The sequence below is a fragment of the Streptomyces sp. NPDC058326 genome (assembly GCF_042879855.1).
In the GTDB taxonomy this organism is placed as follows: domain Bacteria; phylum Actinomycetota; class Actinomycetes; order Streptomycetales; family Streptomycetaceae; genus Streptomyces.
The window spans coordinates 61,105-83,878 of sequence record NZ_JBHVZO010000021.1; the positions used below are offsets into that span (position 1 = coordinate 61,105).

Below are 22,774 nucleotides of genomic sequence, written 5' to 3' on the forward strand. Positions count from 1 at the left end.
TGCCGCTGCGATGAAATCCGTATCCCGGCGCAGGTGGGAGCCGGGGTCAGCGGGTGCGGAAGAAGGCCGTCAGCTGCCGCGCGCACTCTTCGCCGAGCACGCCGTGGATCACCTCGGGGCGGTGGTTGAGCCGGCGGTCCCGTACGAGGTCCCAGAGTGAACCGGCCGCGCCCGCCTTCTCGTCCGGAGCGCCGAACACCACCCGCTCGACCCGCGACTGGACGAGCGCGCCCGCGCACATCACGCACGGCTCCAGGGTCACGACGAGCGTGCACCCCGTCAGGCGCCACTCGCCGGTCGCAAGGGCGGCCCGGCGGAGCGCGAGCACCTCGGCGTGCGCGGTGGGATCGCCGGTCGCCTCCCGCTCGTTGTGCCCGCGCGCGAGCACCGAGCCGTCGGGGGAGAGCACGACCGCGCCGACGGGTACGTCACCGGCCGACATGGCCGCCTCCGCCTCGGCGAGCGCGAGCCGCATGGCCTCCCGCCAGGGGTCCCGTACGGGATCGGCCGCGTCCCGTACGGGGTCGGCGCCCACGTCCCGTACGGGGTCGGCCGGTGGCCCGCCCCGCGGCGGGCCACCGGGCCTCCCCGGAGGGCCGTTCGTCGGGTCGGGGACAGGTACCGCGGATGCCACTAGCGGACGGCCTCCAGGACCTCGGCCGCGCCCAGGGCGTCCGCGATCGCCGAGAGGGCGTCGCTGTCGAGCGTCAGCAGGTCGGCCGGCGCCATGCCGAGGTCGGCCAGGATCAGCCGGTCGCCGACCGGCGCGGCCGGCACGGCCTCGGCGGCGACGCCGGTGTCCTCCTCGTCGTCGTCCGTGGCGCCGTCGAGCGGCTCCCCGTCCTCCGTACCGTCCAGGTCCAGCGACTCGAGCTCGTCGACGATGTCGTCCAGGTCGTCACCGAGGATCTCCCGGGTGAGGATCTCCCCGTACGAGGAACGGGCGGCGGCGGCGGCGTCCGAGACGTAGATACGAGGGTCTTCCTCACCCTCGACCCGCACGATCCCGAACCACGCGTCCTCCTGCTCGATGAAGACGATCACCGTGTCGTCGTCCGAGGCCTCGCGGGCCAGCTCGGTCAGATCCGACAGGGTCTCCACGTCGTCGAGCTCCGTGTCGCTCGCTTCCCACCCGTCTTCGGTGCGCGCGAGCAGTGCGGCGAAGTACACCTGACTCTCTCCCACTGATCAGAGGTGTGACGTTCCGGCGGCGCGCTCCTGATGCCCCGCCCAATCGGCATCGTGACAGAAACGGCGCCCACAGGAGAGGTCTTCGGCTCTTGCGTCGTGCATCAGTCTGAACGACCCCGCGATCGGGTGGGCGTGCGACCCCGGCGCACGGAGGGGGCGCACAACGGGCCGGACGGAGGACGCGGAGCGGCGGATCCGCACGACAACCCCCGAGGTCCGGGCGTGGCGTCCGGGTGGGGCCGCACCACGTCCCGGCGGGGCCCTCACCAGCGGAAGGTGCGCATCCGCATGGCTTGGCGCATCCGGGCGGCCCGCGCGCGTCTCGGCTGGACGCGCTCGCGCAGCGCCTTGGCCTCGTTCAGTTCGCGGAGGAACTGGGCGCGGCGCCTGCGGCGCTCCGTGTCGGTCTCCGGGCGAGGTTCCTCGGGGGGCTCGCCACGCTTCTGTGCAAGGTCGGGCATCGGACACTCCGCCCCATCGCTGGGTCCCCGTGTCCTCCACCTTCCCCCACCTGCGTGGGTGGATGCCAGTGCGCGGCGGGCTACTGTTGAGTCATGCGTCTCCACGTCGTCGATCACCCGCTGGTCGCCCACAAGCTCACCACTCTGCGCGACAAGCGCACGGACTCCGCGACCTTCCGCCGGCTCTCCGACGAGCTGGTCACCCTGCTCGCCTACGAGGCCACCAGGGACGTCCGGACCGAGCAGGTCGACATCGAGACCCCCGTCACGCCCACGACCGGCGTGAAGCTGTCGTACCCGCGTCCGCTGGTGGTCCCGATCCTGCGCGCCGGGCTCGGCATGCTCGACGGCATGGTCCGGCTGCTCCCGACGGCCGAGGTCGGTTTCCTCGGCATGATCCGCAACGAGGAGACGCTGGAGGCGTCGACCTACGCCACGCGGATGCCCGAGGACCTCTCGGGCCGCCAGGTGTACGTCCTGGACCCGATGCTGGCGACCGGCGGCACGCTGGTCGCGGCGATCCAGGAGCTCATCAAGCGCGGCGCGGACGACGTGACCGCGGTGGTGCTCCTCGCCGCCCCGGAGGGCGTCGAGGTCATGGAGCGGGAGCTCGCGGGCACCCCCGTCACCGTCGTGACGGCCTCGGTCGACGAGCGTCTCAACGAGAACGGCTACATCGTTCCGGGCCTGGGCGACGCGGGCGACCGCATGTACGGCTCCGCCGAGTAGGGCACGGTCGGCTCCGCGGAGCAAGGCGCTGTCGGCTCCGCCGAACAGGGCGCTGTCGGCTTCGCCGAGCGGGGCACCGTCGGCTCCGCCGAACAGGCACCGCCGGTTTCGCCGAACAGCTCCCTCAGCACTTTCCTGTCGGTACGGGCGCGGGCTTGGTCAGGGTGACCAGGGCCGCGTCCGCCGTCGCTTTCGGGGTCAGGGTCTTGAAGGCGGTGCCGATGATCAGGTCGACGTCCGCCGTGGCCCGGGTGTCCGTCTTGGTCGTGGCGCCCTTGAGCTGGGTGCCGAGGACCGGGAAGGCGCCCTTGGTGGCGGTCGTGGCGCCGAGCAGCAGGCCGGCGCCGGGGACCTTCTTGTCGTAGGCGGCGGGCGCGTTCCCCACCTTGCCGATCTTGAAGCCGCGTTTCTTGAGCTCGTCCGCGGTCGACTTGGCGAGCCCGCTGCGCGGGGTCGCGTTGTAGACGTTGACCGTGATCTGGGCGGGCTTGGGGAAGGCGGCGGCGGGTGGGGCCGTCGCCCGGGCGACGGGTTTGCAGTCGGCCTGTTTCCCGGCGGTCGTCTTCTTCCCCTCGTCGCCGGAGAAGACGTCGACGAGCTGGAGGGTGCCCCAGCCGGCCGCGCCGAGCACGACCACGGCCGCGGCGGCCGCGAGGACGATCCTGCGCCGACGGTGGGGGCGGCGCATGCGCGGGTAGACATCCCCCGTGATGCGGTACTTTCCGCCCATTCCGGGGGGAGTGAGCATGCTCATGAACGCAGCGTAATGCCGCCCGTCGGCGATGCCTACTTGATGATCATGTGATCGCGTCCGGATGGGGGCGAACTGACCCCGAAAGGGTCAGCGGGAGCGGGCCGGTGGGGCGCCGTCTCAGTCCATTTCCAGGACGCGGGCGTGCAGCACCTGGCGCTGCTGGAGCGCCGCGCGGACGGCGCGGTGCAGTCCGTCCTCGAGGTAGAGATCGCCCTGCCACTTCACGACGTGCGCGAAGAGGTCGCCGTAGAAGGTGGAGTCCTCGGCGAGCAGCGTCTCCAGGTCCAGCTGGCCCTTGGTGGTGACCAGCTGATCGAGGCGGACCGGGCGCGGGGCGACGTCCGCCCACTGCCGGGTGCTTTCCCGGCCGTGGTCGGGATACGGCTTTCCGTTTCCGATGCGCTTGAAGATCACACGGAAAGCCTACCGGGCGAGCGGCTCCCGGCGCAGCCAGGCGAGGACGGTGGGAAGCTGGTGCGAACCGTGACATAAGGGAAATCGGGGTGCCGTCATGAGCGAGAGCGAGCAGAGCGAGCAGCCGGGGAAGGCCCCGGAAGCCCCGGCCGCCCTGGCCGGGCCCGCCGCCGAGATCGCCGCCGGATACGCCTTCGACGGCGCGGCACTCGATCTGGGGGCCCTGCTCTGGGACGGCGCCTGTCACCCGGACGCGCCGGTCCGCATCCCGCTGCCCGTCCTCAACCGGCACGGCCTGGTGGCCGGCGCGACCGGCACCGGCAAGACCAAGACGCTCCAGCTGATCGCCGAGCAGCTGTCCGCGCACGGGGTGCCGGTCTTCCTCGCCGACATCAAGGGCGACGTCTCCGGCATCTCGGCCCCCGGCGAGGACGGCGCGAAGGTCCGTGAGCGGGCCTCCCAGGTCGGGCAGGGCTGGGCGGCGACGGGCTTCCCCTGCGAGTTCTACGGGCTCGGGGGCATCGGCCCCGGCATCCCGGTGCGCGCCACGGTGACCGGTTTCGGCCCCGTACTCCTCTCGAAGGTGCTCCAGCTCAACCAGACGCAGGAGCAGTCGCTCGGCCTGATCTTCCACTACGCCGACTCCAAGGGGCTTGAGCTGGTGGACCTCAAGGACCTGCGGGCGGTGGTCGCCTTCCTGGTGTCGGACACCGGGAAGGCGGAGCTGAAGGGGATCGGCGGGCTCTCGACGGTGACGGCCGGGGTGATCCTGCGGGCGCTCACGGCCTTCGAGCAGCAGGGAGCGGGCGGTTTCTTCGGGGAGCCGGAGTTCGACACGGCCGAGCTCCTGCGGACGGCGGCGGACGGGCGCGGGATCGTCTCGGTCCTGGAGCTGCCATCGGTGCAGGACAGGCCCCAGCTCTTCTCGACGTTCCTGATGTGGATGCTCGCGGACCTCTTCCACGACCTTCCGGAGGTCGGCGACCTGGAGAAGCCGAAGCTGGTCTTCTTCTTCGACGAGGCGCATCTGCTCTTCAGCGGGGCGTCGAAGGCGTTCCTGGAGGCGATCACCCAGACGGTGCGGCTGATCCGCTCGAAGGGGGTCGGCGTGTTCTTCGTGACGCAGACGCCGAAGGACGTTCCCTCGGACGTGCTCGCCCAGCTCGGCAACCGGGTGCAGCACGCGCTGCGCGCCTTCACCCCGGACGACGCCAAGGCGCTGAAGGCGACCGTACGGACCTTCCCGAAGTCGCCGTACGACCTGGAGGAGGTGCTCACGGGCCTCGGTACGGGCGAGGCGGTGGTCACCGTACTGAGCGAGAAGGGCGCTCCGACCCCGGTGGCCGCGACCCGGCTGCGGGCGCCGGAGTCGCTGATGGGCCCGATCGGCGCGGCGGATCTGGACGCGGCGGTGAGGGCTTCGCCGCTGTTCGGCCGGTACGCGGAGGCGGTGGACCGGGAGTCGGCGTACGAGAGGCTGACGGCCGAGCAGCGGGCGGCGGAGGCGGCGGCGCTCGAAGCGGCGGCGGCGCGGGAGGCCGGGAAGAAGGCCGGGGCGGAGGCCGCCGGGACGGACACGAGGGCCCCTCGTCAGAAGGAGGAGCCCTCGCTCGCCGAACAGGTGGTGGGCAGCGGGATCTTCACGTCCCTTGCCCGGTCGATCGGCACCCAGCTGGGCCGGGAGATCAGCCGCTCGCTCTTCGGGACGGCCCGCCGGCGCAGGTGACAGCCCGCCGGCGCAGGTAACCGCCCGCCGGCGCAGGTGACAGCCCTCGGCCGCCCTCCGGCGCGGGTGGCCGGGGTGGTGGTGACTACTCGGTGACCTCGTGGTGGTCGTCGTGCAGGCCGCCGCCGCTGCCCGCGTCGCCCTCGGTGGGCACGGAGACGACCGGCTTGCGCAGGGAGGAGATGTCGTGGGCGTAGGTGCCCACGGCGTTGGCGATGACGTCGATGTTCACGTCGAAGGCCGTCATGTGGATGTTGTCGAGGTCGTCGCCCGCCGCGTGGTAGTTCACGTCGTAGGCGACGCCCGCCTCGCCGCCGTACTTGGCGGCCTGGGCGGCGGTCTTGACGCCCTCGGCGCCGGTGAAGGTGCCGCCGGAGGGGATGCCGACCCCGATGAACGGGCCGTAGTCGGAGCGGCCGGTGAAGTCGGTGCCCTCGTGCGGGACCCCGCGCTTGTCCATGAAGTCGGTGATGTCCCGCTCCAGCTGGGCCGAGCCCTCGGGTCCCGCGTCCTCGCCGACGTTGTCTGAGTTGTCGCCGTCGTAGACGAACAGGCCGTAGTTCGGCGAGGCGATCATGTCGAAGTTGAGGTAGAGCTTGATCTCCTTCTTGTCCAGCGCCGTGCGGGTGTCCACGTAGTGCTTGGAGCCGAGGAGGCCGTTCTCCTCCGCCGACCACCAGGCGAAGCGGACCTTGTTGCGGACCTTGTCCTTCGACTGGGCGAGTTCCAGGGCGGCCTGGAGGAGACCCGCGGAGCCGGAGCCGTTGTCGTTGATGCCGGGGCCTGCGGTGACGGAGTCGAGGTGCGAGCCGAGCATCACGGTGTTGGCGGCGTTGCCGCCCCTGGTCTCCGCGATGACGTTGTTGGTGACGCGCTTCTCCTGGAGCTGGCGGATCTCCAGGGAGAGCGAGACGGGGCCCTTCGCGAGGTCGGCGGCGAGCTTGTCGCCCTCGGCCTGGGTGAGACCACCGGTCGGTATCTTGCCGGCGGCCGGTTCGCTGAGGGTGCCGGAGAGGACGCCCTCGACGTTGTTGTAGATGACGGCGGCGGCGGCACCGGCCGCGGCGGCCTGCTGCTGCTTGATGGCGAAGGAGCAGCCGCCGCGCTTGATCAGCGCGATCTTCCCGGTGAAGGTGTCACTGGCGTAGTCCGCCGGCTCGCAGCCGGTGGTGCCGTCGGCGTCGACGGGCACGGCCACGAGGTCGGTGGTGATGCCGCCGACGGGGGTGGACTTGGTGTACGTCATCGCCTTGACGTCGAGCGTCCGGGGCGCGGGGGCGACGACGGAGGCCTTCTCGGTGAGCGTCTCGGTGTAGATGAAGTCGAACTTCTGGTACGAGACGTCGTAACCGGCCTTCTTGAGCTGCGCGTACACGTACGCGGCCGAGGCGTCGTGCCCGGGCGTGCCGGCGGCGCGGTTGCCGCCGGCCGAGTCGGCTATCGCCTGGAACTTCTGCAGGTGCCTGTAGGCGTCCTGCGCGGAGGTTTCGCGGACCAGCTTCTTCGCCAGCTTGGCGGCGTCGCGGGCGGGTGCGGCCGCCGGGTCCTGCCCCGCGGTGGCGGGGGAGGAGAGGACCAGAGGGGTGGCGAGGGCGGCGGCGGCCAGAATGGCCGCGGCCCGGCGCTGGGTAGCGTTCACAGAAGTCCTTCCCGTTACGGACGAGGTTGAGGGGAAGTTAGCCATTCGCCAGGCCTTCTGTGAACACCTTCTCCACAATTCCTGTCCCATGAAGCAGGATTGAAATCTGGACGGGTCAATTCCCGGAGGGTTTGGGATCCTCGGCGGCTTTCGCCGCTTTCGCGGCCGCTTTCATCTCCTGCTTGTGGGCCCGCACCTTCGCCAGTGACTCCGGCCCGGTGATGTCGGCGGCCGAGCGGTAAGCGCCCTCCTCGCCGTACGGGCCCGCCGCCTCCCGCCACCCCGTGGGCCGCACGCCGTACCGCTTGCCGAGCAGGGCCAGGAAGATCTGCGCCTTCTGCTTCCCGAAGCCGGGCAGCGCCTGGAGCCGCGCGAGCAGCTCCTTGCCGGTCGCCGCACCGGCCCAGACGGCCTCGGCGTCGCCCCCGTACTCGTCGACGAGGAACCGGCACAGTTGCTGTACGCGCTGGGCCATCGACCCCGGGTAGCGGTGCACGGCGGGCTTCTCGGAGAGCAGCGCGGCGAACTCCTCCGGGTCCCGGGCGGCGATCTCGTGCGCGTCGAGATCGTCCGCGCCGAGCCGGGTGGCGATGGTGTACGGCCCGGAGAAGGCCCATTCCATCGGGACCTGCTGGTCGAGGAGCATGCCGACGAGCGCGGCGAGCGGGGACCGGCCGAGCAGTGCGTCGGCCTCCGGCTGCTGGGCGAGATGGATCTCGGGACTCATACCCCGATCATCCCGCCCGGGCGACCCGCTCGCCCGGTGGACTCATTCCTTCGCGAAGCCGTCCAGGGCGTCCAGGAGGTGCCTCCGGGTCTCCGCGCCGCCCAGGTGACCGGCGCCCTCGACCACCCGCAGCTCGGCGTCCGGCCAGGCGCGCGCCAGCTCCCAGGCGGTGCCGAGGGGGCCGGCGAGGTCGGCCCGGCCGTGGACGAGGACACCGGGGATGCCGGCGAGCCGGTGGGCGTCCCGGAGCAGCGCCCCCTCCTCCAGCCAGGCGCCGTGCGCGAAGAAGTGCGAGCAGATCCGCACGAAGGCGAGCCGGGTGTCGTCGACGCGGTCGGTGTACGGGGTGCCCATGCCCTCCAGGGAGAGCACGGCGTCCTCCCAGGCGCACCAGTCGGCGGCGGCCTTCCGCCGTACGGCGGGGTCGGCGTGGTTCATGAGGGCGGCGTAGGCGGCGACGAGGCCGTCGGTGCCCGCGGCCCCCGCCCTGAAGCGCTCGTGTGCCTCCGGGAAGAAGCGGGCGACCCCCTCGTACAGCCAGTTGATCTCGGAGCGGCGGGTGGTGGTCACGCCGTTCAGGACGATCGCGGAGACCCGCTCGGGGTGGGTTTCCGCGTACGCCAGGATCAGGGTCGAGCCCCAGGAGCCGCCGTAGAGCAGCCACCGGTCGATCCCGAGGTGCTCGCGCAGCCGCTCCATGTCGGCGACCAGGTGCGCGGTGGTGTTCACGGCCATGTCGGCGGCGGGGTCGCTCGCGTGCGGGGTGGAGCGTCCGCAGCCGCGCTGGTCGAAGAGGACCACCCGGTACGCCTCGGGGTCGAAGTACCGCCGGCTGCTCGGGGACGACCCGGAGCCCGGCCCGCCGTGGACGACGAGCGCGGCCCGGCCGGCCGGGTTGCCGGAGACCTCCCAGTGGACACGGTTGCCGTCGCCCACGTCGAGCAGGCCCTGGTCGTACGCTGCGGTCTCGGGGTACATCCGGCCGAGCCTACCGACGGAGAACGGCGGATGCGGAGCCGTTTTCGGCCCCCGACGCCGAGCACGCAGGCCGGCCGGGGATCCCCCGCGAACCGGCGGGTCCACCGCCCTAGGGCCTGTCTGACAATTCCCGCCGGGTCCGGCCCGCCCGGCACGCACGCTCGCCGCACGGCCGAAACGCCCAAGTAGCTCCGCTACGAGGGCGTCCCGGCCGCACGCCGATCGCACGCACCGAACGACCCGGCCTGATCCGGCGCGAATTGTCAGACAGGCCCTAGCGGCCCTCGATCCGAACCGCCGGGTCCTCGCACCACTCGAGCAGCGACGCCCACTCCCCGTACCCCGAGTCGGGATTGAGGTGCGCGCCGCCCGGTACGTGGACCAGGTCCAGGCCGAGGGGGACGCCGTAGTGCAGGTCGGCGCCCTCCGGGCAGTACGGGTCGCCGTCGCCGTACACGAGCCGCGCCTCGAGGCCCGTCTCCGCCAGGTCGAGCCCGTCGGCGAACGCGGCGATCGGGGGGATCGACGCGGTCACGGGCGGCGACGGCGGGGCGACGAGCAGCACCCGGTCGGCGTCCGGCCTGCGTCCGCCCGCCCGCAGCCAGAGAAGCACGGACAGGCTGTGCGCGAGGACGACGAACTCGCCCTCGGCCGGCCGCTCTCCGTGCTGCTCAAGGGCGGCAAGCCACTCCCCGAGAACGGGCGCGTCGGGCGCGGGCAGCTGCGGATACCGCACCTCGTGCCCCCGCCCCCGCAGCTCCCCGGCGAGCCAGTGCTGCCAGTGGCCGGGCGGGCGGTGGTTCTGGTAGCCGTGCAGGATCAGATAGGTGGTCATGGCGTGATCCTGCGTTCCACGCGGCGGCCGGGTCCAGATGGGTTTCAGGGGGTGGACGGGCGTACGTCCCCCGGCTGCTCCATGGCGGCGCGGAGCGGACGTCAGCCGCCCACGTACTCCCACAGGCGACGTGCCGTCAGTGTGTCGCCGCGCTCGACCGGTTGGGTGGGGCGAGCGGCGGTTTTTCAGGCGCGCAGCCGGAGCAGCTCCCGTACCCCCGTCTTCAGGCGGTCCGCCGGCAGTTCCTGTTCGACGGCCAGATGGTGCATGACGTCGGGGGAGAACGACGCGAGCAGGAGATGGGCGAGGAGCGGGCTGTCGGCCCCGGGCCGGAGCTGACCGATCAGCATGGTGACGTGCGTGTGCATCACCCGGTACGCGCCGCTGTGGTAGCGGGTGCGGGGGCCGGCGGAGTGCGCGGCGAGCAGGATCTCGCGCTGCTCACCGATGCGGTCGACGAGCGCGTCGAGGAAGGCGTCGAGCCGTTCGGCGGCCGGGGCGCCGGGGCCCAGTGGCGGCGGGCCGCTCATGTACGCCTCCTGGAACTGGCGCTCGCGCTCGTCGAGGAGCGCCCAGAGCAGCTGGGAGACGTCGCCGAAGCGGCGGTAGACGGTGCCGACGCCGATGCCGCTGGCATGGGCGACCTGGTTCATGGTGACGGCGTGCGGGCCGGCCTCGGTGACGATCCGGGCGGCGGCGTCGAGGATCTTGCGCCGGTTGCGGGCCGCGTCCGCCCGCTCGGGGGCGGGGGTGCCGACGGTGGGGAGCAGGCCGAGCGGCGCCGCCGCCGCGCCTCCGGCCTGCGGGTTCTCCGTGCTCATCTGGTCGGCTCCTCTGCCGTGGGCGCCCCGTCTCCCCCGCTCCGGTCGCTCTCGCTCGTCTGGCGTTCCGCTCCGGCCGCTTTCGGCCGGTCGGTCCCGCTTGTCTGGTCGGTCCGATCCTGTCGGTCCCTGAGCCGAGCATACTCGCCCCCCTTGCGAACCGGATAGAGATCCGCTTAGCTTGAGCCGGTAAGTGGAAAGTAATCCGGTCGAGGAGAGTTCGCCATGTCCGTCAAGGTCGCCGTCATCTATTACTCGGCCACGGGTGCCGTCCACCAGCTCGCCCAGGCCGTCGCCGAGGGCGCCGAGAAGAGCGGCGCCGAGGTGCGCCTGCGCCGGGTGTCCGAGCTCGCCCCCGACGCCGCCATCGACTCGAACCCGGCCTGGCGGGCGCATGTGAACGCCACCGGTGACGTGGAGATCGCCACGCTCGAGGACCTGGAGTGGGCGGACGCGTACGCGTTCGGCTCGCCGACCCGTTTCGGCAACGTGGCCTCGCAGCTGAAGCAGTACATCGATACCACGAGCGGGCTGTGGCAGCGGGGCGTCATGGCGGACAAGCCCGCGACCGGCTTCACCAGCGCGCACAACCCGCACGGCGGCAACGAGTCGACGCTGCTCGCGCTCTACAACACCTTCCACCACTGGGGCTCGGTCATCGTCGCCCCCGGCTTCACCGACCCGGCGGTCTCCGCGGCCGGCGGCAACCCGTACGGCACCGCGCACCCGGCCGCCAACGGGGCCCCCGAGGAGACCGTCCTCCAGGCCGCCCGCTACCAGGGCGCCCGCCTCACGAAGATCGCGAAGCGCCTGAACGGCCTCGCGGACGACTGACGCGGGACTCCGAACGGCAACTGACACGGGCGTACCACTGACACGGGCGTACCCCGGGGAGATCTCCCCGGGGTACGCCCGTGTCAGTGGCGGGGCCGTGAGTCGCTACGCCAGCGACAGGAAGAGCTTCTCGAGCCGGGCACGCATCGCGTCGCGGTCCTCGCCGTTCGCGCGGCCTTCCTCGGCGTCGGCCAGGCACTGCTGGAGCCCGGTGGCGATGATCGCGAACCCGGCCCGGTCCAGGGCGCGGGAGGCGGCGGCCAGTTGGGTGACGACCTCCTCGCAGTCCCTGCCCTCCTCGATCATCCTGATCACGCCGGCGATCTGGCCCTGGGCGCGGCGCAGCCGGTTCAGGACCGCCTTGAGCTCCGTACCGGCGAGATCCAGTTCCACAGCTACTCCTCCATCGATACCCCAGGGGGTAATTTAATCCCCGCACGGGGTTCCACGACGACCAAGGATGACAGCTGCCATGAACGCACCCCTCCTGCTCGACCCCGACCAGGCCCGCGCCCGGCTGGCCGAACTCACCGTCGTCGACGTGCGCACACCCGCGGAGTACGCCTCCGGGCACGTGCCCGGAGCGCTCAACGTCCCGCTCGACCGGCTCGACCGGGCGGTGCCCACGCTCCGCGAGGCAGCGGCCCGCGGCGGGCTGCTCGTCGTCTGCCAGTCCGGCGGCCGCTCGTCCGCCGCCTGCGCCCGGCTCGCCGGCCACGGCATCGCCGTCCACGACCTCGACGGCGGTACGAGCGGCTGGGCCGCCCACGGGCACGGCCTCGAACACCCGGCGGGAGCCCCGGCGAAGCCGGTGTGGGCGATGGACCGCCAGGTCAGGCTGGTCGCGGGCTCGCTGGTCCTGCTGGGGCTCGCCCTCGGGCTCCTCGTCCACCCCGCGTTCCAGCTGCTGTCGGCGGGCGTCGCGGGCGGCCTTGTCTTCTCGGCGCTCACCGACACCTGCGGCATGGCCCTGATGCTCGGCAGACTCCCGTACAACCGGAGGAGCGTGTGCGCGGCGGACGGCCTGGACGCGACGCTGGCCAGGCTCCGTCAGGGGGACGCAGGGAGGGGCCGGTGACCGCCGGGGCCGGAGTGGTCCGAGGACCCTCGGGCCCGGCGACCGCCCGGGTCGGAGCGACCTGCTGAAGACTCGGGGACGCGCTGTTCACCGGCGGATTCTCGCACCCGGCACCGACAGCGCCGGGTGCGGTCCACCGCCGCCCCCGCCCCGGCGTCAGTCCTGGCTCGGGTCCGTCTCGTCGATCGGGCGGATGACGACCGGGTACTCCGGCGCTCCGGCCGGCTGCGGGCAGCGGGCCACCTGGGCGGCGATCTCCGTCACCCGGTCCAGGGAGGCGCAGTCGAGGACCCAGTAACCGGCGATGACCTCCTTGGTCTCCGCGTACGGGCCGTCCGTGACGAGCGGCTTGCCGTCTCCGTCCACCGTCACGAACCGGGTCGTGGACGGGGCGGCGAGGCCCTGGCCGTCGATCATCTCGCCGGACGCCGTCAGCTCCTCGTTGATCGCGTTCATGTGGGCGAACATCGCCTGGAGGTCCGCCTTGCTCCATGCGGGACTGTTCGCGGCGGGGCGGCCCACCATGGCCTCGTAGTCGGCCTGCGCGCCCTGCACCATCACCAGGTACTTCATGACGTCCTCCTCGTGTGGGTACTGCCTCTCGCAGGACAGTCGGAGCCGGGGGCGGGTTCTCGACACGGCACGCGGCGACGGCCGGAAAAGGAGGAGAAATCACCCGCCCGCCCCACTCGTCTCCTCCCGCGAAGCCGGGAAAGGCCGTCACCCACCGGCGCGAGCGAGGCTGCGGCTCGACACCGGCGAGCGCCACCACCTGGGTACGGAACAGTTCACCGCGACCCGACGGAGCCGGGCCGAGCGGCCGGGGTCAGGACGCGGCCCGCTCCTCCGACGGCCGCCGCCGAAGCGCCGGTTCGGCGAGGTGGGGTGACCGCCAGGCCCCGTCCGGCTGGTAGAGGTTCGTCCCCGGCGGCACGATCGCGTCGATCCGGTCGAGGACGTCGTCCGTGAGCAGGAGGGGCGCGCCCTTCAGCAGGCCTTCCAGCTGCTCCATCGTCCGGGGTCCGATGATGACCGAGGTCACGGCCGGGTGCGCGGCGGGGAAGGCGATCGCGAGCTCGGGCAGGGAGCATCCGATCTCGTCCGCGAGCGCGATGAACTCCTCGACGGCGTCGAGCTTCGCCGCGTTGCCGGGGAGCGTCGGGTCGAAGCGGTGCGGGGTGAGGGCGGGCCGCCCGCTGGTGAGGTCGATCGGCCGGCCCTTGCGGTACTTGCCGGTGAGGAAGCCGGAGGCGAGCGGGCTCCAGGTCAGCACGCCCATCCCGTACCGCCGCGCGACCGGCAGGACGGACGCCTCGACGCCCCGCGCGAGCAGCGAGTACGGCGGCTGCTCGGAACGGAAGCGGCGCAGCCCGCGCCGCTCGGCGACGGCATGGGCCTCGACGATCTCCTCGGCGGGGAAGGTGGAGCAGCCGAAGGCCCGGATCTTCCCCTGGGAGACGAGGTCGCCGAGGACGCCGAGGGTCTCCTCGATGTCCGTGCGGTGGTCGGGCCGGTGGACCTGGTAGAGGTCGATCCAGTCGGTGCCGAGCCGCTTGAGGCTGTTCTCGACGGCCCGGGTGATCCAGCGGCGTGAGGTGCCGCCCCGGTTGGGGCCCTCGCCGCCGAACGGGAAGTACACCTTCGTGGCGAGCACGGTCTCGTCGCGGCGACGGGGGTCGCGCAGTGCCTTGCCGACGATCTCCTCGGACTCTCCGGCCGAGTACATGTCGGCGGTGTCCACGAAGTTGACGCCCCGGTCGAGGGCGGCATGGATGATCCGTACGGATTCCTGATGGTCCGGATTGCCGACGGCGCCGAACATCATCGTGCCGAGGCAGTAGGTACTGACTTCGATCCCGGTCCCGCCGAGTATCCGATAGCGCATGGGCGCACTCTAGGAACTGGAGTGTGCTCGAAGGCAAGAGGGAAAGGAGGAGGAATCAGAGGACGTCCCGGAGGAAGCCGACGATCAGCCGGTGCAGGACGCCGGGCCGCTCCAGATGCAGGTCGTGCCCGGTGCCGGGCAGGCTCGCGCCGCGCAGCGCGGGCCGGAGCCGGACCATCTCCGCGTACTCGTCACCGCCGATGATCCCGCCCCTCTCCCCCTGCCCGAGGACCGTGAGCGTGGGGCAGTCGAGGGCGGCCCACGCGTCCCAGACGGCGCGGGTGGCGTCGGCGTCGAGGGACCGCACCATGACGTCGGGGTCGAATCGGGGCCACAGCCCGTCGGCGCGCTCTTCGAGCCCACGGGCCCAGCCGTCCCCTACGGGTTCCGTGCCGCCGCCCAGATACGCGACGGCCGCCTCCCGCGAAGGGAACGGCACCGGCCACGCCCGCAGCCAACTCCCTATCTGCTCCTGGACACCGGGGCCGGCCCCGCCGGGCCCGGCCTCGACGAGGACGAGGGCGCGCGGCAGCCCGGGGTGGGCGGCGGCGGTGAGCAGGGCGGTACTCCCGCCGAGCGACTGCCCGACCAGTACGGGTCGTTCCAGGCCGAGTTGACCGACGACGGCGACGGCGTCGGCGACGTACGCGGCACGCGAGACGTCCCCGGGGTGCCGCTCGCTGCCGCCGTGCCCGCGCTGGTCGAGGGCGACGACGCGGTGGCCGGAGTCCCGCAGCAGCCGGGCGGTGGCGTCCCATTCGCCGGCATGACCGGCGAGCCCGTGCAGCAGGAGTACGTCGGGACCCGAGCCGCCCCAGTCGCGGCAGAGCAGCCGTACGCCGTCACGCACCACGGAACGCTCCGACCAGGAAGGGCGAGGAGAAGACGTCATCCCCCCATGATCCTCTACGGGTTGAGGAGCTGGTCGGCGACGGCGGTGCGGGCGTAGAGGACGGAACGTCCGCTGCGGTGGGCGGTGACCAGACCGGCGTTCCGCAGGGCGATGAGGTGCTGGGAGACCCCGGCCGCGGACAGACCGCACTGCGTGGCGAGCTGGGTGGTGGACGCGGGGGTGTCGAGTTCGGTGAGAAGCAGGGTGCGGGAGCGCCCGAGGACAGCGGCGACAGCCTCCGTGGCGTCGGCGGTGCGGGGCTCCCAGACAGCGCCGAACCCCCGGGCGGGATAGGCGAGTTGGGGCGGGTCGGGATGAACGGACCGGGTGAGCACCCGGGGCCACGCGAAGACGGAAGGAACGAGCAGCAGCCCGGACCCCGCCTGGTCGCGGCTGAGCGAGCAGTGCCGCCGTACGAGACGCAGGGTGCCGTCGTCCCACCGTACGGTCTCGTGGAGTTCGCTCAGGACCCGGGCGGAACCGTGCTCGGCCACCTGCCGGGCCCGGTGGAAGACATCGGCTTCGAGCACCTGCTGGATCCGGGCCCAGTAGGGGGCGAGGGCGAGCTCCCAGTAGGTCTCGATCTCGTCGGCGACCTTCAGGAGGGCGGCGGCCGGGTCGTCGTACAGAAGCCGGCCCCTGGCCCCGGCCTCGCCTTCCCTCGCCAGCATGACGAGATCGTTCCGCACCTGCTCGGCGGGGGTGCGGCGGATGGCGTCGAGTTCGGCGTCGAGGGTGGGGAAGGGCCCGGCGGGGGTGGGGTTGAGGAAGTCGGCGAGGTAGCCGTCGCGTGGCACGAGCGCGGCGAGCCAGCCCCGGTCGAGCCCGGCCCGCCCGATCCGCGGCCGGACCTGGGCGGCCCAGCGCCGGTGGGGAGCGGAGTCGGGCAGACGGGAGAGAACGCGGTAGCTGGTGACGACCTCCCACATGGGGGAGACGGCGAAGCGCGTCTGGGCGAGGTCGGCGGCGGAGAAGCTGAGCCCGGATTCCATGATCGGTGTCCTAGGTGCGGAGACAAGGCGCGGACGACAGCGGGAGCGGCAGACGAATCGGCCACCCGGAACAGCAAGAGGGACGATTGGATTCGGCCTGAGCTTAATCAATGGAGGCCAACGGCGGACTCGCGCAGTCTCCTTCCCATGCCCTCACCGATCTCGATCAGGATTCCGATCCCGTCCTCCTTCCGCGACTTCCCGCCCGTCGTATGGACGATCTTCACCGGCACGATCGTCAACCGCCTCGGCTACCTCGTCACCCCGTTCCTGGTCTTCTTCCTCGCCTCGCGCGGAGTGACCGGCGCCGAGACCTCGTACGTCCTCGGTGCCCTCGGCGCGGGCAACCTCCTCGGCCCCGCCGTCGGCGGCATCCTCGCCGACCGCATGGGCCGCCGCCCCACGATGCTCATCGGCCTGATCGGTGCGTCCGCCGCGCAGGGCGCGCTCTTCCTCGCCCCCGGCGTGTGGACGATGGCCGCGGCGGCGCTGCTGATCAGCGCGGCGGGCAGCACGGTGTCGCCGGCGGCGTACGCGCTCCTCGCGGACGCCGTCGACAGCGAACGCCGCCGGCGTGCGTACGCCCTCCTCGGCTGGGGTGTGAACATCGGCACCGCCGCCGCGGGCATCCTCGGCGGCTACCTCGCCGCCCGCGGCTACTGGCTGCTCTTCGCGGTCGACGCGGGTTCGATGCTCGCGTACGCCCTGGTGGTGGCGGTCCGCCTGCCGGAGCCCGAGCGCACGACGACCCGGCCCGGGCCCGAGGGGAAGAAGGACGGCATCGGCTACGGAGTGGTCCTCCGCGACCGCCTCGCCCTCCTCCTGCTCCCGCTCTTCGGCGTCCAGCTCTTCGTGTACTCGCTCACCGAGGTCGCCCTGCCGCTCGCCGTCCGCGACAGCGGCCTCTCGCCGGCGGTGTACGGGGCGATGGCGGCGGTCAACGCGATCATGGTCGTGGGCCTGCAGCCGTTCGCGACGTCCTGGCTGGCCAGGTTCCCGCAGCTCGCCGTACAGGGCGCGGGCGGCACCCTGATCGCGGTGGGGGTGGCGCTCACCGGCCTGGCGGACGGTATCGCCGGCTACACGGTGTCGGTGGTCGTCTGGTCCCTGGGCGAGGTCGTCGTCGCCGGCATCGCCGCAGGAGTCGTCGCCAACCTGGCCCCGGCCCACGCCCGGGGCCGCTATCAGGGGGCCTTCAGCTGGACCTGGGGGGTGGCCCGCTTCGCGGCGCTAACCCTGGGCGTCACGACCTACACGGCCGCCGGCCCGGCGACCCTGTGGTGGACGGCCCTGGTGGCGGGAACGGTGACGGCGGCGGCGACGGCGGCCCTGACGAACCGGGTCAAGGCACGCATGGCCCACGACCTCGCGGCATGACCCCGGCGGTTCACTTCCCCCCGGCAAGGGCGTGGGCCACGAGCGCGTTGGCGTGCCCGTGGCCCAGCCCGTGGTCGGCCTTCAGCCAGGCGACGAGCTCCATGTGCTTGGTGAGCGGCGAGGAACGGATCAGCTCCTGCCACTCGGAGACCGGCCGGCCGTACTTCTTCTCGATGGAGGGGAAGTAGCTGGCGGGACCCTTGACGACGTTCTCGGCCATGGAGCTCTCCTGGGTGGCGGGGGCAGGACGGGCATCTGCGAAGTACGACCCCCACCCCACCCGGAACTCATCGCCCTCCGCAAGATCAATCCCGCCGGATGTGCTCAGGATCGATGTGCCGCCGCACCAGGGGAACGGAGGCCACCCCGGCTGCGAGCAGCACCCCCAGCGCACAGGCGAACAGCAACGGCAACCCTTCCCAGTCCCAGTGCACCGCACCACCTCCGGTGATCAGATAACTGGACTCGGCAAGCCACCCGGTGACGATCGCCGCCCCCAGCCCCACCACCAGCGGCAGCGACACCTGCACGACCTGCACCACCCGCAACGTCCCGGCCCGAGCCCCCAACAGGGCAAGCGCGGTCACCTGCCCCCGCCGCTCCATGGCCCGATCGGCCACGGAAACGACAAAGGCAGCAACCCCGATGACGAGCCCGAGCACCATGCCGACGACGAGAAGACTGCGGATCACGGTGAGCTGAGCGAGAGCGTCGATGACGATGCCGACGGGGTCGACGGAGGAGGTGGGAGCGATGGCGCCGATGCCGTCGAGGACGGAACGGATGGTGGCGGGGTCGGCGTCGCTGGCGAGGACGAGTCTGCCCTCTGCCAGGACAAGTCCGTGAGGAATCAATGAGGGTGGAATGAGTAGGCTCGGCTCGCTGAAATTCGAGGGCTGGTAGGCGCGAACCGCGACACTTGTTTCGGGGACGGTGACGTCGAGCTTTCGTCCATTGCTCAGGAGGAACGGAAAACTTCTTCCCGGGACGGATTCGGCGTCGATGGAGAAGTTTTCATCCTTGATTCGAAGCACCTTGTGCTCGATGCAGCCCTTCACCTTCTCCACGACAACGGCGAGTTGCTGGCACGTGGCCACCACGGCGTATGTGCTGGGAGCGTCCATTTCATCGGCTGCGCTCCACGAGCGCGAAGTCATCACATGGGTCCTCACGCCCGCGACCTCGGTCACCTCGCGCTGCTGGCCGGCACTCAGGTGACTGAACGGAAGACCGTACTCCTGGACCGGTTTGGTGGAGCGGCTCACCTGGTCCAGTTCGACGAGTACACCTTGAGTGAGCGAGGCTCCGAAGATCAGCAGCACGAGACCCGTGGCCACCCTCAACGATGAGCCTGGATCCACTTCCGTACGCCGCATCGCCAGGGCCATCGGCAGCGACTTGGCTGCTCCCGCCAGGCGACGGGCCAGCCATGCCGTGATCGGCGCCAGCCCGAAGACGAGTCCCGCACCCGTCAACAGGACGGCTCCAGGCACCAGGACGGCATTGGCGGACCCGCCGGAGGGGTCGCGTCCCATCACGCTGAGCAGGCAGTAGCCCGCGATGACGCCGACCCCCGGGATCAACAGCAGCATCCCCGTCTTCTTCGGGGGTTTCCGCTCCCCGGTCCGCCGCACGCTGATCGGGGACAGGGCGGCACGGCGCGCGCCGTACTGCCCCACGAACCAGGCGAGCGCCGGACAGCCCAGCAGGCACGCAACGAGGGCGAAGACCGACGGCCGGCCGTCCGCCGGGTACCAGTGGAGTCCAGGCAGCCCTACATGGGCCATGACTTCGTTGGTTGCGAGGTACCCCGCGAGTCCGAGGACGGCTCCGACCGAGGCTGCGGCAACGCTTTCCCCGGCATTGACTCTCAGGGTGTCTTTCACGCTGAGCCCGACGAGCCGGAGGGCGGCGAGCCGCCGGGCGCGCGTTTCGCCGGAGAGCCGTGCGCAGACGGAAAGGAAGATGACAAGGGGAAGCAGCACGATGCACCCGAGGGTGAATCGGAGAATACTGAGGGTCGACGGTTCGACGATCTCTCGCGATGGCCGGCCGGTGCCGAATCCGCCCAGTTCCTCCGCTTCGGTCAGCCCAGTCGCAGTGGTGCCGATGTAGGCGTACAGGTCTTCGGCGTCGCCCAATCCCGCTGGTGCGATGGTTCCGGTCACGCGCCCGGGCACAAGTCCGGCTGCCCTCGGATTGGCGGCCAGAACCTCGGAGAGCCTCGGTGAAACGATCGCCTCTCCGGCGCGCGGCAGCCTCTCGAGTCCAGGGGGTACGGGGGTTGGTCCAGGGCCTTTCCGCGCGACGAAGACGCGGTGGAGCGGTTGCGACCCGTACGGATCCCGGAATTCTTGGTACAGGACATTACTTGTACCGGGATTCGGTTGCCGTGCTGCCGTTCGGGCGTCATGGGCAGTGAGGATCGACGGGATGGTGAGGACGGCGGCGAGGCACGCCACTCCGAGCGCCGAGCCGAGCGCCATCAGGAGGAAGCGGGCCCGTCCTCGACGCCCGCTGCCCCACAGCAGGCGCATGCCGAGGAGAAACGGGTTCACACCGCCACCCGTTGGGCCAGAACGCCGTCCGTCATCGTGTACTGCGTATCGGCCTTGCCGGCCACGTCGGCGTCGTGGGTGACGATGACGACGGCCGTCTTCTGCCTGCGCGCCAGCTGCAGGAACTCGTCCAGCACGGCATCGGCGTTGGCGCTGTCGAGCGCCCCGGTCGGCTCGTCCGCGAACACCACGTCCGGCCGGTGGACCAGCGCCCGCGCGACTGCGACGCGCTGGCTCTGGCCGCCGGACAACTTCGAGGTCCTGCGCCGCAGCAGATCACCCATACCGAGCCGCCCCAGCACCTGCGCGGCCATCGCATGGGCGTGCGACTTACTGATTCCGGCAAGCCGGAGGGGAAGCGCCGCGTTCTCCTCGACGGTCAGCTCCGGCAACAGTTCGCCGTACTGGAAGACGAAGCCGAGGCGCGTACGGCGCAGCGCGCTCAACTCACCGTCGGGAAGGGTGGAGAGCCGCACTCCGTCGAAGGTCACGGAGCCGTTGCTCGGGGGAAGGACTCCCGCGAGGCAGTACAACAACGACGACTTCCCCGACCCGCTGCTGCCCATGATGGCGGCGACTTCGCCGCGCTGGAGAGTGAAGTCGGCGTTACTGACGGCCTGCTCGGTGCCGTAGAAGAGATCCACGCCCTCGGCGCGGAGAATGACGTCCATCGGTGGTCCGCACTCCCTATGCAGAAGGGGAGCCGCCGGTCGACGGCTCCCCGAACCGTTGACTGCTAGCGGCGCTTGAAGGACTGGACGGGCGAGCAGTTGTTCGGCCGAAGCGCCCCGCGGTCCCGGCACACTCGCATCTCAGCCGTGTTGGTGTAGCGGGTCGCGCCGTCGTGCACGGTTTTGTCGATCGGGACGGTGCGCTTCTGCACGCCCTTGAACCGCTGCCAGCCGTAGGCGTGCGGCCGCACCTCCAGGTACACGTTGTGGCCGTCGTTTTCATTGAGGTCCCGCAAAAAACCCTTGAAGTGGAACGCGCCGCGCTGCTCCCCAGCGGGCTCCCACCGGTACTGCACCTTTTCGAACTGAGCGCCCTCGGTTGTCACCGCTTTCGTGAGGGAGTGCCACGAATCCGCCACCGCCACCCCCATCCCCCCGACGAACAGCCCCACCGCCACCGCCGCCGCAGCCAACTTCCTCATCGATAACCCCTGTTTGTGTGCCGACTGGTCATCACAGAAAGTATCGGCATCACTACACACCGGTGCCCGCAGTAACGTCCCTCCCTCCGATCACCCCCCGATCCGGTGAACGGAGCCGTCTCGCGGCGCACGCCGACGGCGCGTTCCCCGTAGGAGTGATCACCGGTGCGCCTGCGTGAAGGAGGCGCCGGTGGCTTCGAGGATGCGCGCATGCGTCCTTCCCCTCTCCCCCTGCTTCCGCCTCCCCCTCCCTCCCGCACCTCGCGACTGCGCCGCGCCCTCGTGCCGTTCGCGGCCGCCGTCGCCCTTCTGGGTACGGCCGGGACCTCCGTCGCCGGGGCCGTCGAGGCCTGTGGGTCCGTCATCACGGCGCCGCTCGCCCGGCCCGTGTCCGCCGACGACCCGTGTCCCAGCGCCGACCCGGTGGTGTGCCGGATCCGTGTCCTGCCGATGGACGAGAAGGTCGAGGCCCAGCGGACCCGGATGCGGTACCACGGTCTCCTGGAGGACATGCACCGCACGGAGGCCGCCATGCGGGAGGCGGGAGCCACGGACGAGGAGATCGCCCGCGAGCTGGTCGACATGCGGAACCAGGCCAAGGAGATCACCCGCGCCGGAATGACCCCGGAGGAGGTGCGGATCCTGGAGCAGCGGAACATCGCCAAGTACGGCAACCCCCTCGGCCCCACCGCCGACCAGCTCTACAGCAAGTACGGGTCCTGGCAGCAGGTGACCGACGCGTCGATGCGGACCAGCTACGCCGTCGACCGCGAACTCAGCCTGGAGTACCGCCCCTGCCCCGTGTAGTGGCAGGCGTACGGCGGAGGGCCGGACCGCATCGAGCGGTCCGGCCCTCCGGCATGCGGCGGGGTGCGCGGACGGAACATCCACGCACGCGCGTACCCGGCGCTACTCCGGGGTGCCGTCGGTGGCGGGGGTGGCGGGGGTGGCCCATTCGACGAGCTGGACGACGACACCGTTGGGGTCGGTCAGCTGGAAGAGGCGCTCGCCCCAGGGCTCTTCGCGCAGCGGCATCGTGATGGGGGCGCCCGCGGCACGCAGGCGGGCCTCCTCCGCGGCGAGGCCGCTGACGGTGAGCGCGAGGATCAGGCCGGCCGCCTGCTGGTCGCGCTGCTCGGGCGGGAGGACCTCGCTGCCGCGACGGAGCAGCACGATGTCGACGGCGGCGTCCTCACGGGTCAGCGAGGCGAAGCCGTCGGCGGCCATGGCCACCTGGTAGCCGAGGTGGGTGGTGAGGAACTCCCGGGAGGCGTCCACGTCGGCGACGGTGAGGGAGAGGGTGGAGGTAGAGACGTTCACGGCGGCTCCTCGGCGGTGGGGCGGGGCATGCGGACGGCGGGCGGTCGTGCAAGCGCGGGACGGTAGGCGCGCAGGTGCGAAGGGGAGGGACGGAGGGACGTGGTCGTCCTTGGATACCTGCGTCAGTACGTGCGGCGCGGCGCGTGGAACCGGTTGCGGGCGGGCGCCTGGCGGTGGACCGTGCGCGGCAGTTCGCGGGCCGGGCGCGGGGTGGTGGGCGCCGGACCGGTCTCCTGCGTGAGGGCGGCGGTGAGCTTGACGGTGGGGAACGGGGCGGCCGGGGAGGTGGCGGGGTGCAGCTTTCGCATGCGCGGTCTCCAGTCTCGTCCTACGAGGCGATTTTTGCGACGGACGTAACTTTACGCACGACGGTGAGTGTGCGTCAAGCATAATTTTGCCTTCGGTGTAAG

Annotated in this window: 27 protein-coding genes; 6 read left to right on the forward strand and 21 right to left on the reverse strand. The window is 71.5% G+C overall.

Annotation, left to right across the window (positions count from 1 at the left end):
* Nucleotides 1–46: 46 nt before the first annotated feature.
* The 3 genes from tadA to ACFVYX_RS30240 all read right to left on the reverse strand — a co-directional run bounded on the left by tadA (nt 47) and on the right by ACFVYX_RS30240 (nt 1,652).
* A complete protein-coding gene (gene tadA / locus ACFVYX_RS30230; RefSeq protein WP_389684722.1) occupies nt 47–475 on the reverse strand; it encodes a tRNA adenosine(34) deaminase TadA in 429 nt (142 codons plus the stop codon).
* Between the two features lie 158 nt (nt 476–633).
* Complete coding sequence (locus ACFVYX_RS30235; RefSeq protein WP_389684665.1) at nt 634–1,170, reverse strand: hypothetical protein; 537 nt, start codon at nt 1,168–1,170, stop codon at nt 634–636.
* Between the two features lie 284 nt (nt 1,171–1,454).
* A complete protein-coding gene (locus ACFVYX_RS30240) occupies nt 1,455–1,652 on the reverse strand; it encodes a hypothetical protein (RefSeq protein WP_389684666.1) in 198 nt (65 codons plus the stop codon).
* A gap of 93 nt (nt 1,653–1,745) precedes the next feature.
* Here ACFVYX_RS30240 and upp point away from each other — a divergent pair, with 93 nt between their 5' ends.
* Nucleotides 1,746–2,381, forward strand: a complete 636-nt coding sequence (gene upp, locus ACFVYX_RS30245; RefSeq protein WP_266894353.1) for a uracil phosphoribosyltransferase — start codon at nt 1,746–1,748, stop codon at nt 2,379–2,381.
* A 124-nt stretch (nt 2,382–2,505) separates the two neighbouring features.
* Here upp and ACFVYX_RS30250 read toward each other — a convergent pair whose 3' ends face one another.
* Nucleotides 2,506–3,135 carry a LytR C-terminal domain-containing protein gene (locus tag ACFVYX_RS30250; RefSeq protein ID WP_389684667.1) on the reverse strand — a complete coding sequence of 210 codons (630 nt, stop codon included), beginning with the start codon at nt 3,133–3,135 and terminating at the stop codon, nt 2,506–2,508.
* 117 nt (nt 3,136–3,252) lie between these two features.
* On the reverse strand, nt 3,253–3,549 hold the full coding sequence (locus ACFVYX_RS30255; RefSeq protein WP_015034993.1) for a type II toxin-antitoxin system VapB family antitoxin: 297 nt from the start codon (nt 3,547–3,549) through the stop codon (nt 3,253–3,255).
* Between the two features lie 97 nt (nt 3,550–3,646).
* On the opposite strand from ACFVYX_RS30255, the gene ACFVYX_RS30260 reads away from it, so the two are divergent.
* The gene (locus ACFVYX_RS30260; RefSeq protein WP_389684668.1) at nt 3,647–5,275 is read left to right on the forward strand and encodes a helicase HerA-like domain-containing protein; all 1,629 of its coding nucleotides are present in this window, start codon (nt 3,647–3,649) and stop codon (nt 5,273–5,275) included.
* Nucleotides 5,276–5,360: 85 nt separating this feature from the next.
* On the opposite strand, the gene ACFVYX_RS30265 is transcribed toward ACFVYX_RS30260, so the two are convergent.
* From ACFVYX_RS30265 to ACFVYX_RS30285, 5 genes are all read right to left on the reverse strand, one after another.
* Complete coding sequence (locus ACFVYX_RS30265) at nt 5,361–6,914, reverse strand: M28 family metallopeptidase (RefSeq protein WP_389684669.1); 1,554 nt, start codon at nt 6,912–6,914, stop codon at nt 5,361–5,363.
* A 115-nt stretch (nt 6,915–7,029) separates the two neighbouring features.
* Nucleotides 7,030–7,641, reverse strand: coding sequence for an HhH-GPD-type base excision DNA repair protein (locus tag ACFVYX_RS30270; RefSeq protein ID WP_389684670.1), 612 nt, complete (start codon nt 7,639–7,641; stop codon nt 7,030–7,032).
* Between the two features lie 42 nt (nt 7,642–7,683).
* On the reverse strand, nt 7,684–8,619 hold the full coding sequence (pip, locus tag ACFVYX_RS30275; RefSeq protein ID WP_389684671.1) for a prolyl aminopeptidase: 936 nt from the start codon (nt 8,617–8,619) through the stop codon (nt 7,684–7,686).
* Nucleotides 8,620–8,893: 274 nt separating this feature from the next.
* Nucleotides 8,894–9,454 (reverse strand): RBBP9/YdeN family alpha/beta hydrolase, encoded by a 561-nt coding sequence (locus ACFVYX_RS30280; RefSeq protein ID WP_389684672.1) that lies wholly within the window; start codon nt 9,452–9,454, stop codon nt 8,894–8,896.
* A gap of 185 nt (nt 9,455–9,639) precedes the next feature.
* The gene (locus tag ACFVYX_RS30285; RefSeq protein WP_389684673.1) at nt 9,640–10,275 is read right to left on the reverse strand and encodes a TetR/AcrR family transcriptional regulator; all 636 of its coding nucleotides are present in this window, start codon (nt 10,273–10,275) and stop codon (nt 9,640–9,642) included.
* 225 nt (nt 10,276–10,500) lie between these two features.
* Between ACFVYX_RS30285 and wrbA the strand changes: the two genes are divergently transcribed.
* On the forward strand, nt 10,501–11,109 hold the full coding sequence (gene wrbA / locus ACFVYX_RS30290; protein ID WP_389684674.1) for an NAD(P)H:quinone oxidoreductase: 609 nt from the start codon (nt 10,501–10,503) through the stop codon (nt 11,107–11,109).
* 105 nt (nt 11,110–11,214) lie between these two features.
* Here wrbA and ACFVYX_RS30295 read toward each other — a convergent pair whose 3' ends face one another.
* Nucleotides 11,215–11,502: a metal-sensitive transcriptional regulator gene (locus ACFVYX_RS30295; RefSeq protein ID WP_389684675.1), complete on the reverse strand. Its 288-nt coding sequence runs from the start codon at nt 11,500–11,502 to the stop codon at nt 11,215–11,217.
* A 79-nt stretch (nt 11,503–11,581) separates the two neighbouring features.
* Here ACFVYX_RS30295 and ACFVYX_RS30300 point away from each other — a divergent pair, with 79 nt between their 5' ends.
* A complete protein-coding gene (locus ACFVYX_RS30300) occupies nt 11,582–12,187 on the forward strand; it encodes a rhodanese-like domain-containing protein (protein WP_389684676.1) in 606 nt (201 codons plus the stop codon).
* Between the two features lie 156 nt (nt 12,188–12,343).
* On the opposite strand, the gene ACFVYX_RS30305 is transcribed toward ACFVYX_RS30300, so the two are convergent.
* From ACFVYX_RS30305 to ACFVYX_RS30320, 4 genes are all read right to left on the reverse strand, one after another.
* Nucleotides 12,344–12,760, reverse strand: coding sequence for a YciI family protein (locus ACFVYX_RS30305; protein WP_389684677.1), 417 nt, complete (start codon nt 12,758–12,760; stop codon nt 12,344–12,346).
* 253 nt (nt 12,761–13,013) lie between these two features.
* A complete protein-coding gene (locus ACFVYX_RS30310; RefSeq protein WP_389684678.1) occupies nt 13,014–14,072 on the reverse strand; it encodes an aldo/keto reductase in 1,059 nt (352 codons plus the stop codon).
* A gap of 55 nt (nt 14,073–14,127) precedes the next feature.
* Nucleotides 14,128–14,964: an alpha/beta fold hydrolase gene (locus tag ACFVYX_RS30315; RefSeq protein ID WP_389684679.1), complete on the reverse strand. Its 837-nt coding sequence runs from the start codon at nt 14,962–14,964 to the stop codon at nt 14,128–14,130.
* Between the two features lie 14 nt (nt 14,965–14,978).
* The gene (locus tag ACFVYX_RS30320; RefSeq protein ID WP_389684680.1) at nt 14,979–15,956 is read right to left on the reverse strand and encodes a DUF5937 family protein; all 978 of its coding nucleotides are present in this window, start codon (nt 15,954–15,956) and stop codon (nt 14,979–14,981) included.
* 147 nt (nt 15,957–16,103) lie between these two features.
* Here ACFVYX_RS30320 and ACFVYX_RS30325 point away from each other — a divergent pair, with 147 nt between their 5' ends.
* A complete protein-coding gene (locus ACFVYX_RS30325) occupies nt 16,104–17,333 on the forward strand; it encodes an MFS transporter (protein ID WP_389684681.1) in 1,230 nt (409 codons plus the stop codon).
* Between the two features lie 10 nt (nt 17,334–17,343).
* Here the strand turns inward: ACFVYX_RS30325 and ACFVYX_RS30330 are convergent, their stop codons facing one another.
* The 4 genes from ACFVYX_RS30330 to ACFVYX_RS30345 form a co-directional block, all read right to left on the reverse strand.
* Nucleotides 17,344–17,553 carry a DUF4287 domain-containing protein gene (locus ACFVYX_RS30330; protein ID WP_389684682.1) on the reverse strand — a complete coding sequence of 70 codons (210 nt, stop codon included), beginning with the start codon at nt 17,551–17,553 and terminating at the stop codon, nt 17,344–17,346.
* An 85-nt stretch (nt 17,554–17,638) separates the two neighbouring features.
* Entirely contained in the window at nt 17,639–19,891 is a 2,253-nt protein-coding gene (locus ACFVYX_RS30335) for an ABC transporter permease (protein ID WP_389684683.1), read from the reverse strand.
* Complete coding sequence (locus tag ACFVYX_RS30340; RefSeq protein ID WP_389684684.1) at nt 19,888–20,562, reverse strand: ABC transporter ATP-binding protein; 675 nt, start codon at nt 20,560–20,562, stop codon at nt 19,888–19,890. Before ACFVYX_RS30340 ends, ACFVYX_RS30335 begins: the two co-directional genes overlap by 4 nt.
* Nucleotides 20,563–20,627: 65 nt before the next feature.
* Complete coding sequence (locus ACFVYX_RS30345) at nt 20,628–21,044, reverse strand: hypothetical protein (RefSeq protein ID WP_389684685.1); 417 nt, start codon at nt 21,042–21,044, stop codon at nt 20,628–20,630.
* Between the two features lie 210 nt (nt 21,045–21,254).
* On the opposite strand from ACFVYX_RS30345, the gene ACFVYX_RS30350 reads away from it, so the two are divergent.
* Nucleotides 21,255–21,851, forward strand: coding sequence for a hypothetical protein (locus ACFVYX_RS30350; RefSeq protein WP_389684686.1), 597 nt, complete (start codon nt 21,255–21,257; stop codon nt 21,849–21,851).
* A gap of 102 nt (nt 21,852–21,953) precedes the next feature.
* On the opposite strand, the gene ACFVYX_RS30355 is transcribed toward ACFVYX_RS30350, so the two are convergent.
* Nucleotides 21,954–22,364 (reverse strand): VOC family protein, encoded by a 411-nt coding sequence (locus tag ACFVYX_RS30355; protein WP_389684687.1) that lies wholly within the window; start codon nt 22,362–22,364, stop codon nt 21,954–21,956.
* Nucleotides 22,365–22,486: 122 nt separating this feature from the next.
* Nucleotides 22,487–22,672 (reverse strand): hypothetical protein, encoded by a 186-nt coding sequence (locus ACFVYX_RS30360; protein WP_389684688.1) that lies wholly within the window; start codon nt 22,670–22,672, stop codon nt 22,487–22,489.
* Nucleotides 22,673–22,774: the final 102 nt, after the last annotated feature.

Excerpts from the sequence above, each read along its gene's own strand:
- ACFVYX_RS30325 (WP_389684681.1), top strand. The coding sequence starts at position 16,104 with ATGCCCTCACCGATCTCGATCAGGATTCCGATCCCGTCCTCCTTCCGC.
- ACFVYX_RS30320 (WP_389684680.1), bottom strand. The coding sequence starts at position 15,956 with ATGGAATCCGGGCTCAGCTTCTCCGCCGCCGACCTCGCCCAGACGCGC.
- ACFVYX_RS30350 (WP_389684686.1), top strand. The coding sequence starts at position 21,255 with ATGCGTCCTTCCCCTCTCCCCCTGCTTCCGCCTCCCCCTCCCTCCCGC.
- ACFVYX_RS30305 (WP_389684677.1), bottom strand. The coding sequence starts at position 12,760 with ATGAAGTACCTGGTGATGGTGCAGGGCGCGCAGGCCGACTACGAGGCC.
- upp (WP_266894353.1), top strand. The coding sequence starts at position 1,746 with ATGCGTCTCCACGTCGTCGATCACCCGCTGGTCGCCCACAAGCTCACC.
- tadA (WP_389684722.1), bottom strand. The coding sequence starts at position 475 with ATGCGGCTCGCGCTCGCCGAGGCGGAGGCGGCCATGTCGGCCGGTGAC.
- ACFVYX_RS30270 (WP_389684670.1), bottom strand. The coding sequence starts at position 7,641 with ATGAGTCCCGAGATCCATCTCGCCCAGCAGCCGGAGGCCGACGCACTG.
- ACFVYX_RS30315 (WP_389684679.1), bottom strand. The coding sequence starts at position 14,964 with ATGACGTCTTCTCCTCGCCCTTCCTGGTCGGAGCGTTCCGTGGTGCGT.
- ACFVYX_RS30330 (WP_389684682.1), bottom strand. The coding sequence starts at position 17,553 with ATGGCCGAGAACGTCGTCAAGGGTCCCGCCAGCTACTTCCCCTCCATC.
- ACFVYX_RS30280 (WP_389684672.1), bottom strand. The coding sequence starts at position 9,454 with ATGACCACCTATCTGATCCTGCACGGCTACCAGAACCACCGCCCGCCC.
- ACFVYX_RS30250 (WP_389684667.1), bottom strand. The coding sequence starts at position 3,135 with ATGAGCATGCTCACTCCCCCCGGAATGGGCGGAAAGTACCGCATCACG.
- wrbA (WP_389684674.1), top strand. The coding sequence starts at position 10,501 with ATGTCCGTCAAGGTCGCCGTCATCTATTACTCGGCCACGGGTGCCGTC.
- ACFVYX_RS30285 (WP_389684673.1), bottom strand. The coding sequence starts at position 10,275 with ATGAGCACGGAGAACCCGCAGGCCGGAGGCGCGGCGGCGGCGCCGCTC.
- ACFVYX_RS30360 (WP_389684688.1), bottom strand. The coding sequence starts at position 22,672 with ATGCGAAAGCTGCACCCCGCCACCTCCCCGGCCGCCCCGTTCCCCACC.
- ACFVYX_RS30310 (WP_389684678.1), bottom strand. The coding sequence starts at position 14,072 with ATGCGCTATCGGATACTCGGCGGGACCGGGATCGAAGTCAGTACCTAC.
- ACFVYX_RS30240 (WP_389684666.1), bottom strand. The coding sequence starts at position 1,652 with ATGCCCGACCTTGCACAGAAGCGTGGCGAGCCCCCCGAGGAACCTCGC.
- ACFVYX_RS30340 (WP_389684684.1), bottom strand. The coding sequence starts at position 20,562 with ATGGACGTCATTCTCCGCGCCGAGGGCGTGGATCTCTTCTACGGCACC.
- pip (WP_389684671.1), bottom strand. The coding sequence starts at position 8,619 with ATGTACCCCGAGACCGCAGCGTACGACCAGGGCCTGCTCGACGTGGGC.
- ACFVYX_RS30300 (WP_389684676.1), top strand. The coding sequence starts at position 11,582 with ATGAACGCACCCCTCCTGCTCGACCCCGACCAGGCCCGCGCCCGGCTG.
- ACFVYX_RS30260 (WP_389684668.1), top strand. The coding sequence starts at position 3,647 with ATGAGCGAGAGCGAGCAGAGCGAGCAGCCGGGGAAGGCCCCGGAAGCC.
- ACFVYX_RS30345 (WP_389684685.1), bottom strand. The coding sequence starts at position 21,044 with ATGAGGAAGTTGGCTGCGGCGGCGGTGGCGGTGGGGCTGTTCGTCGGG.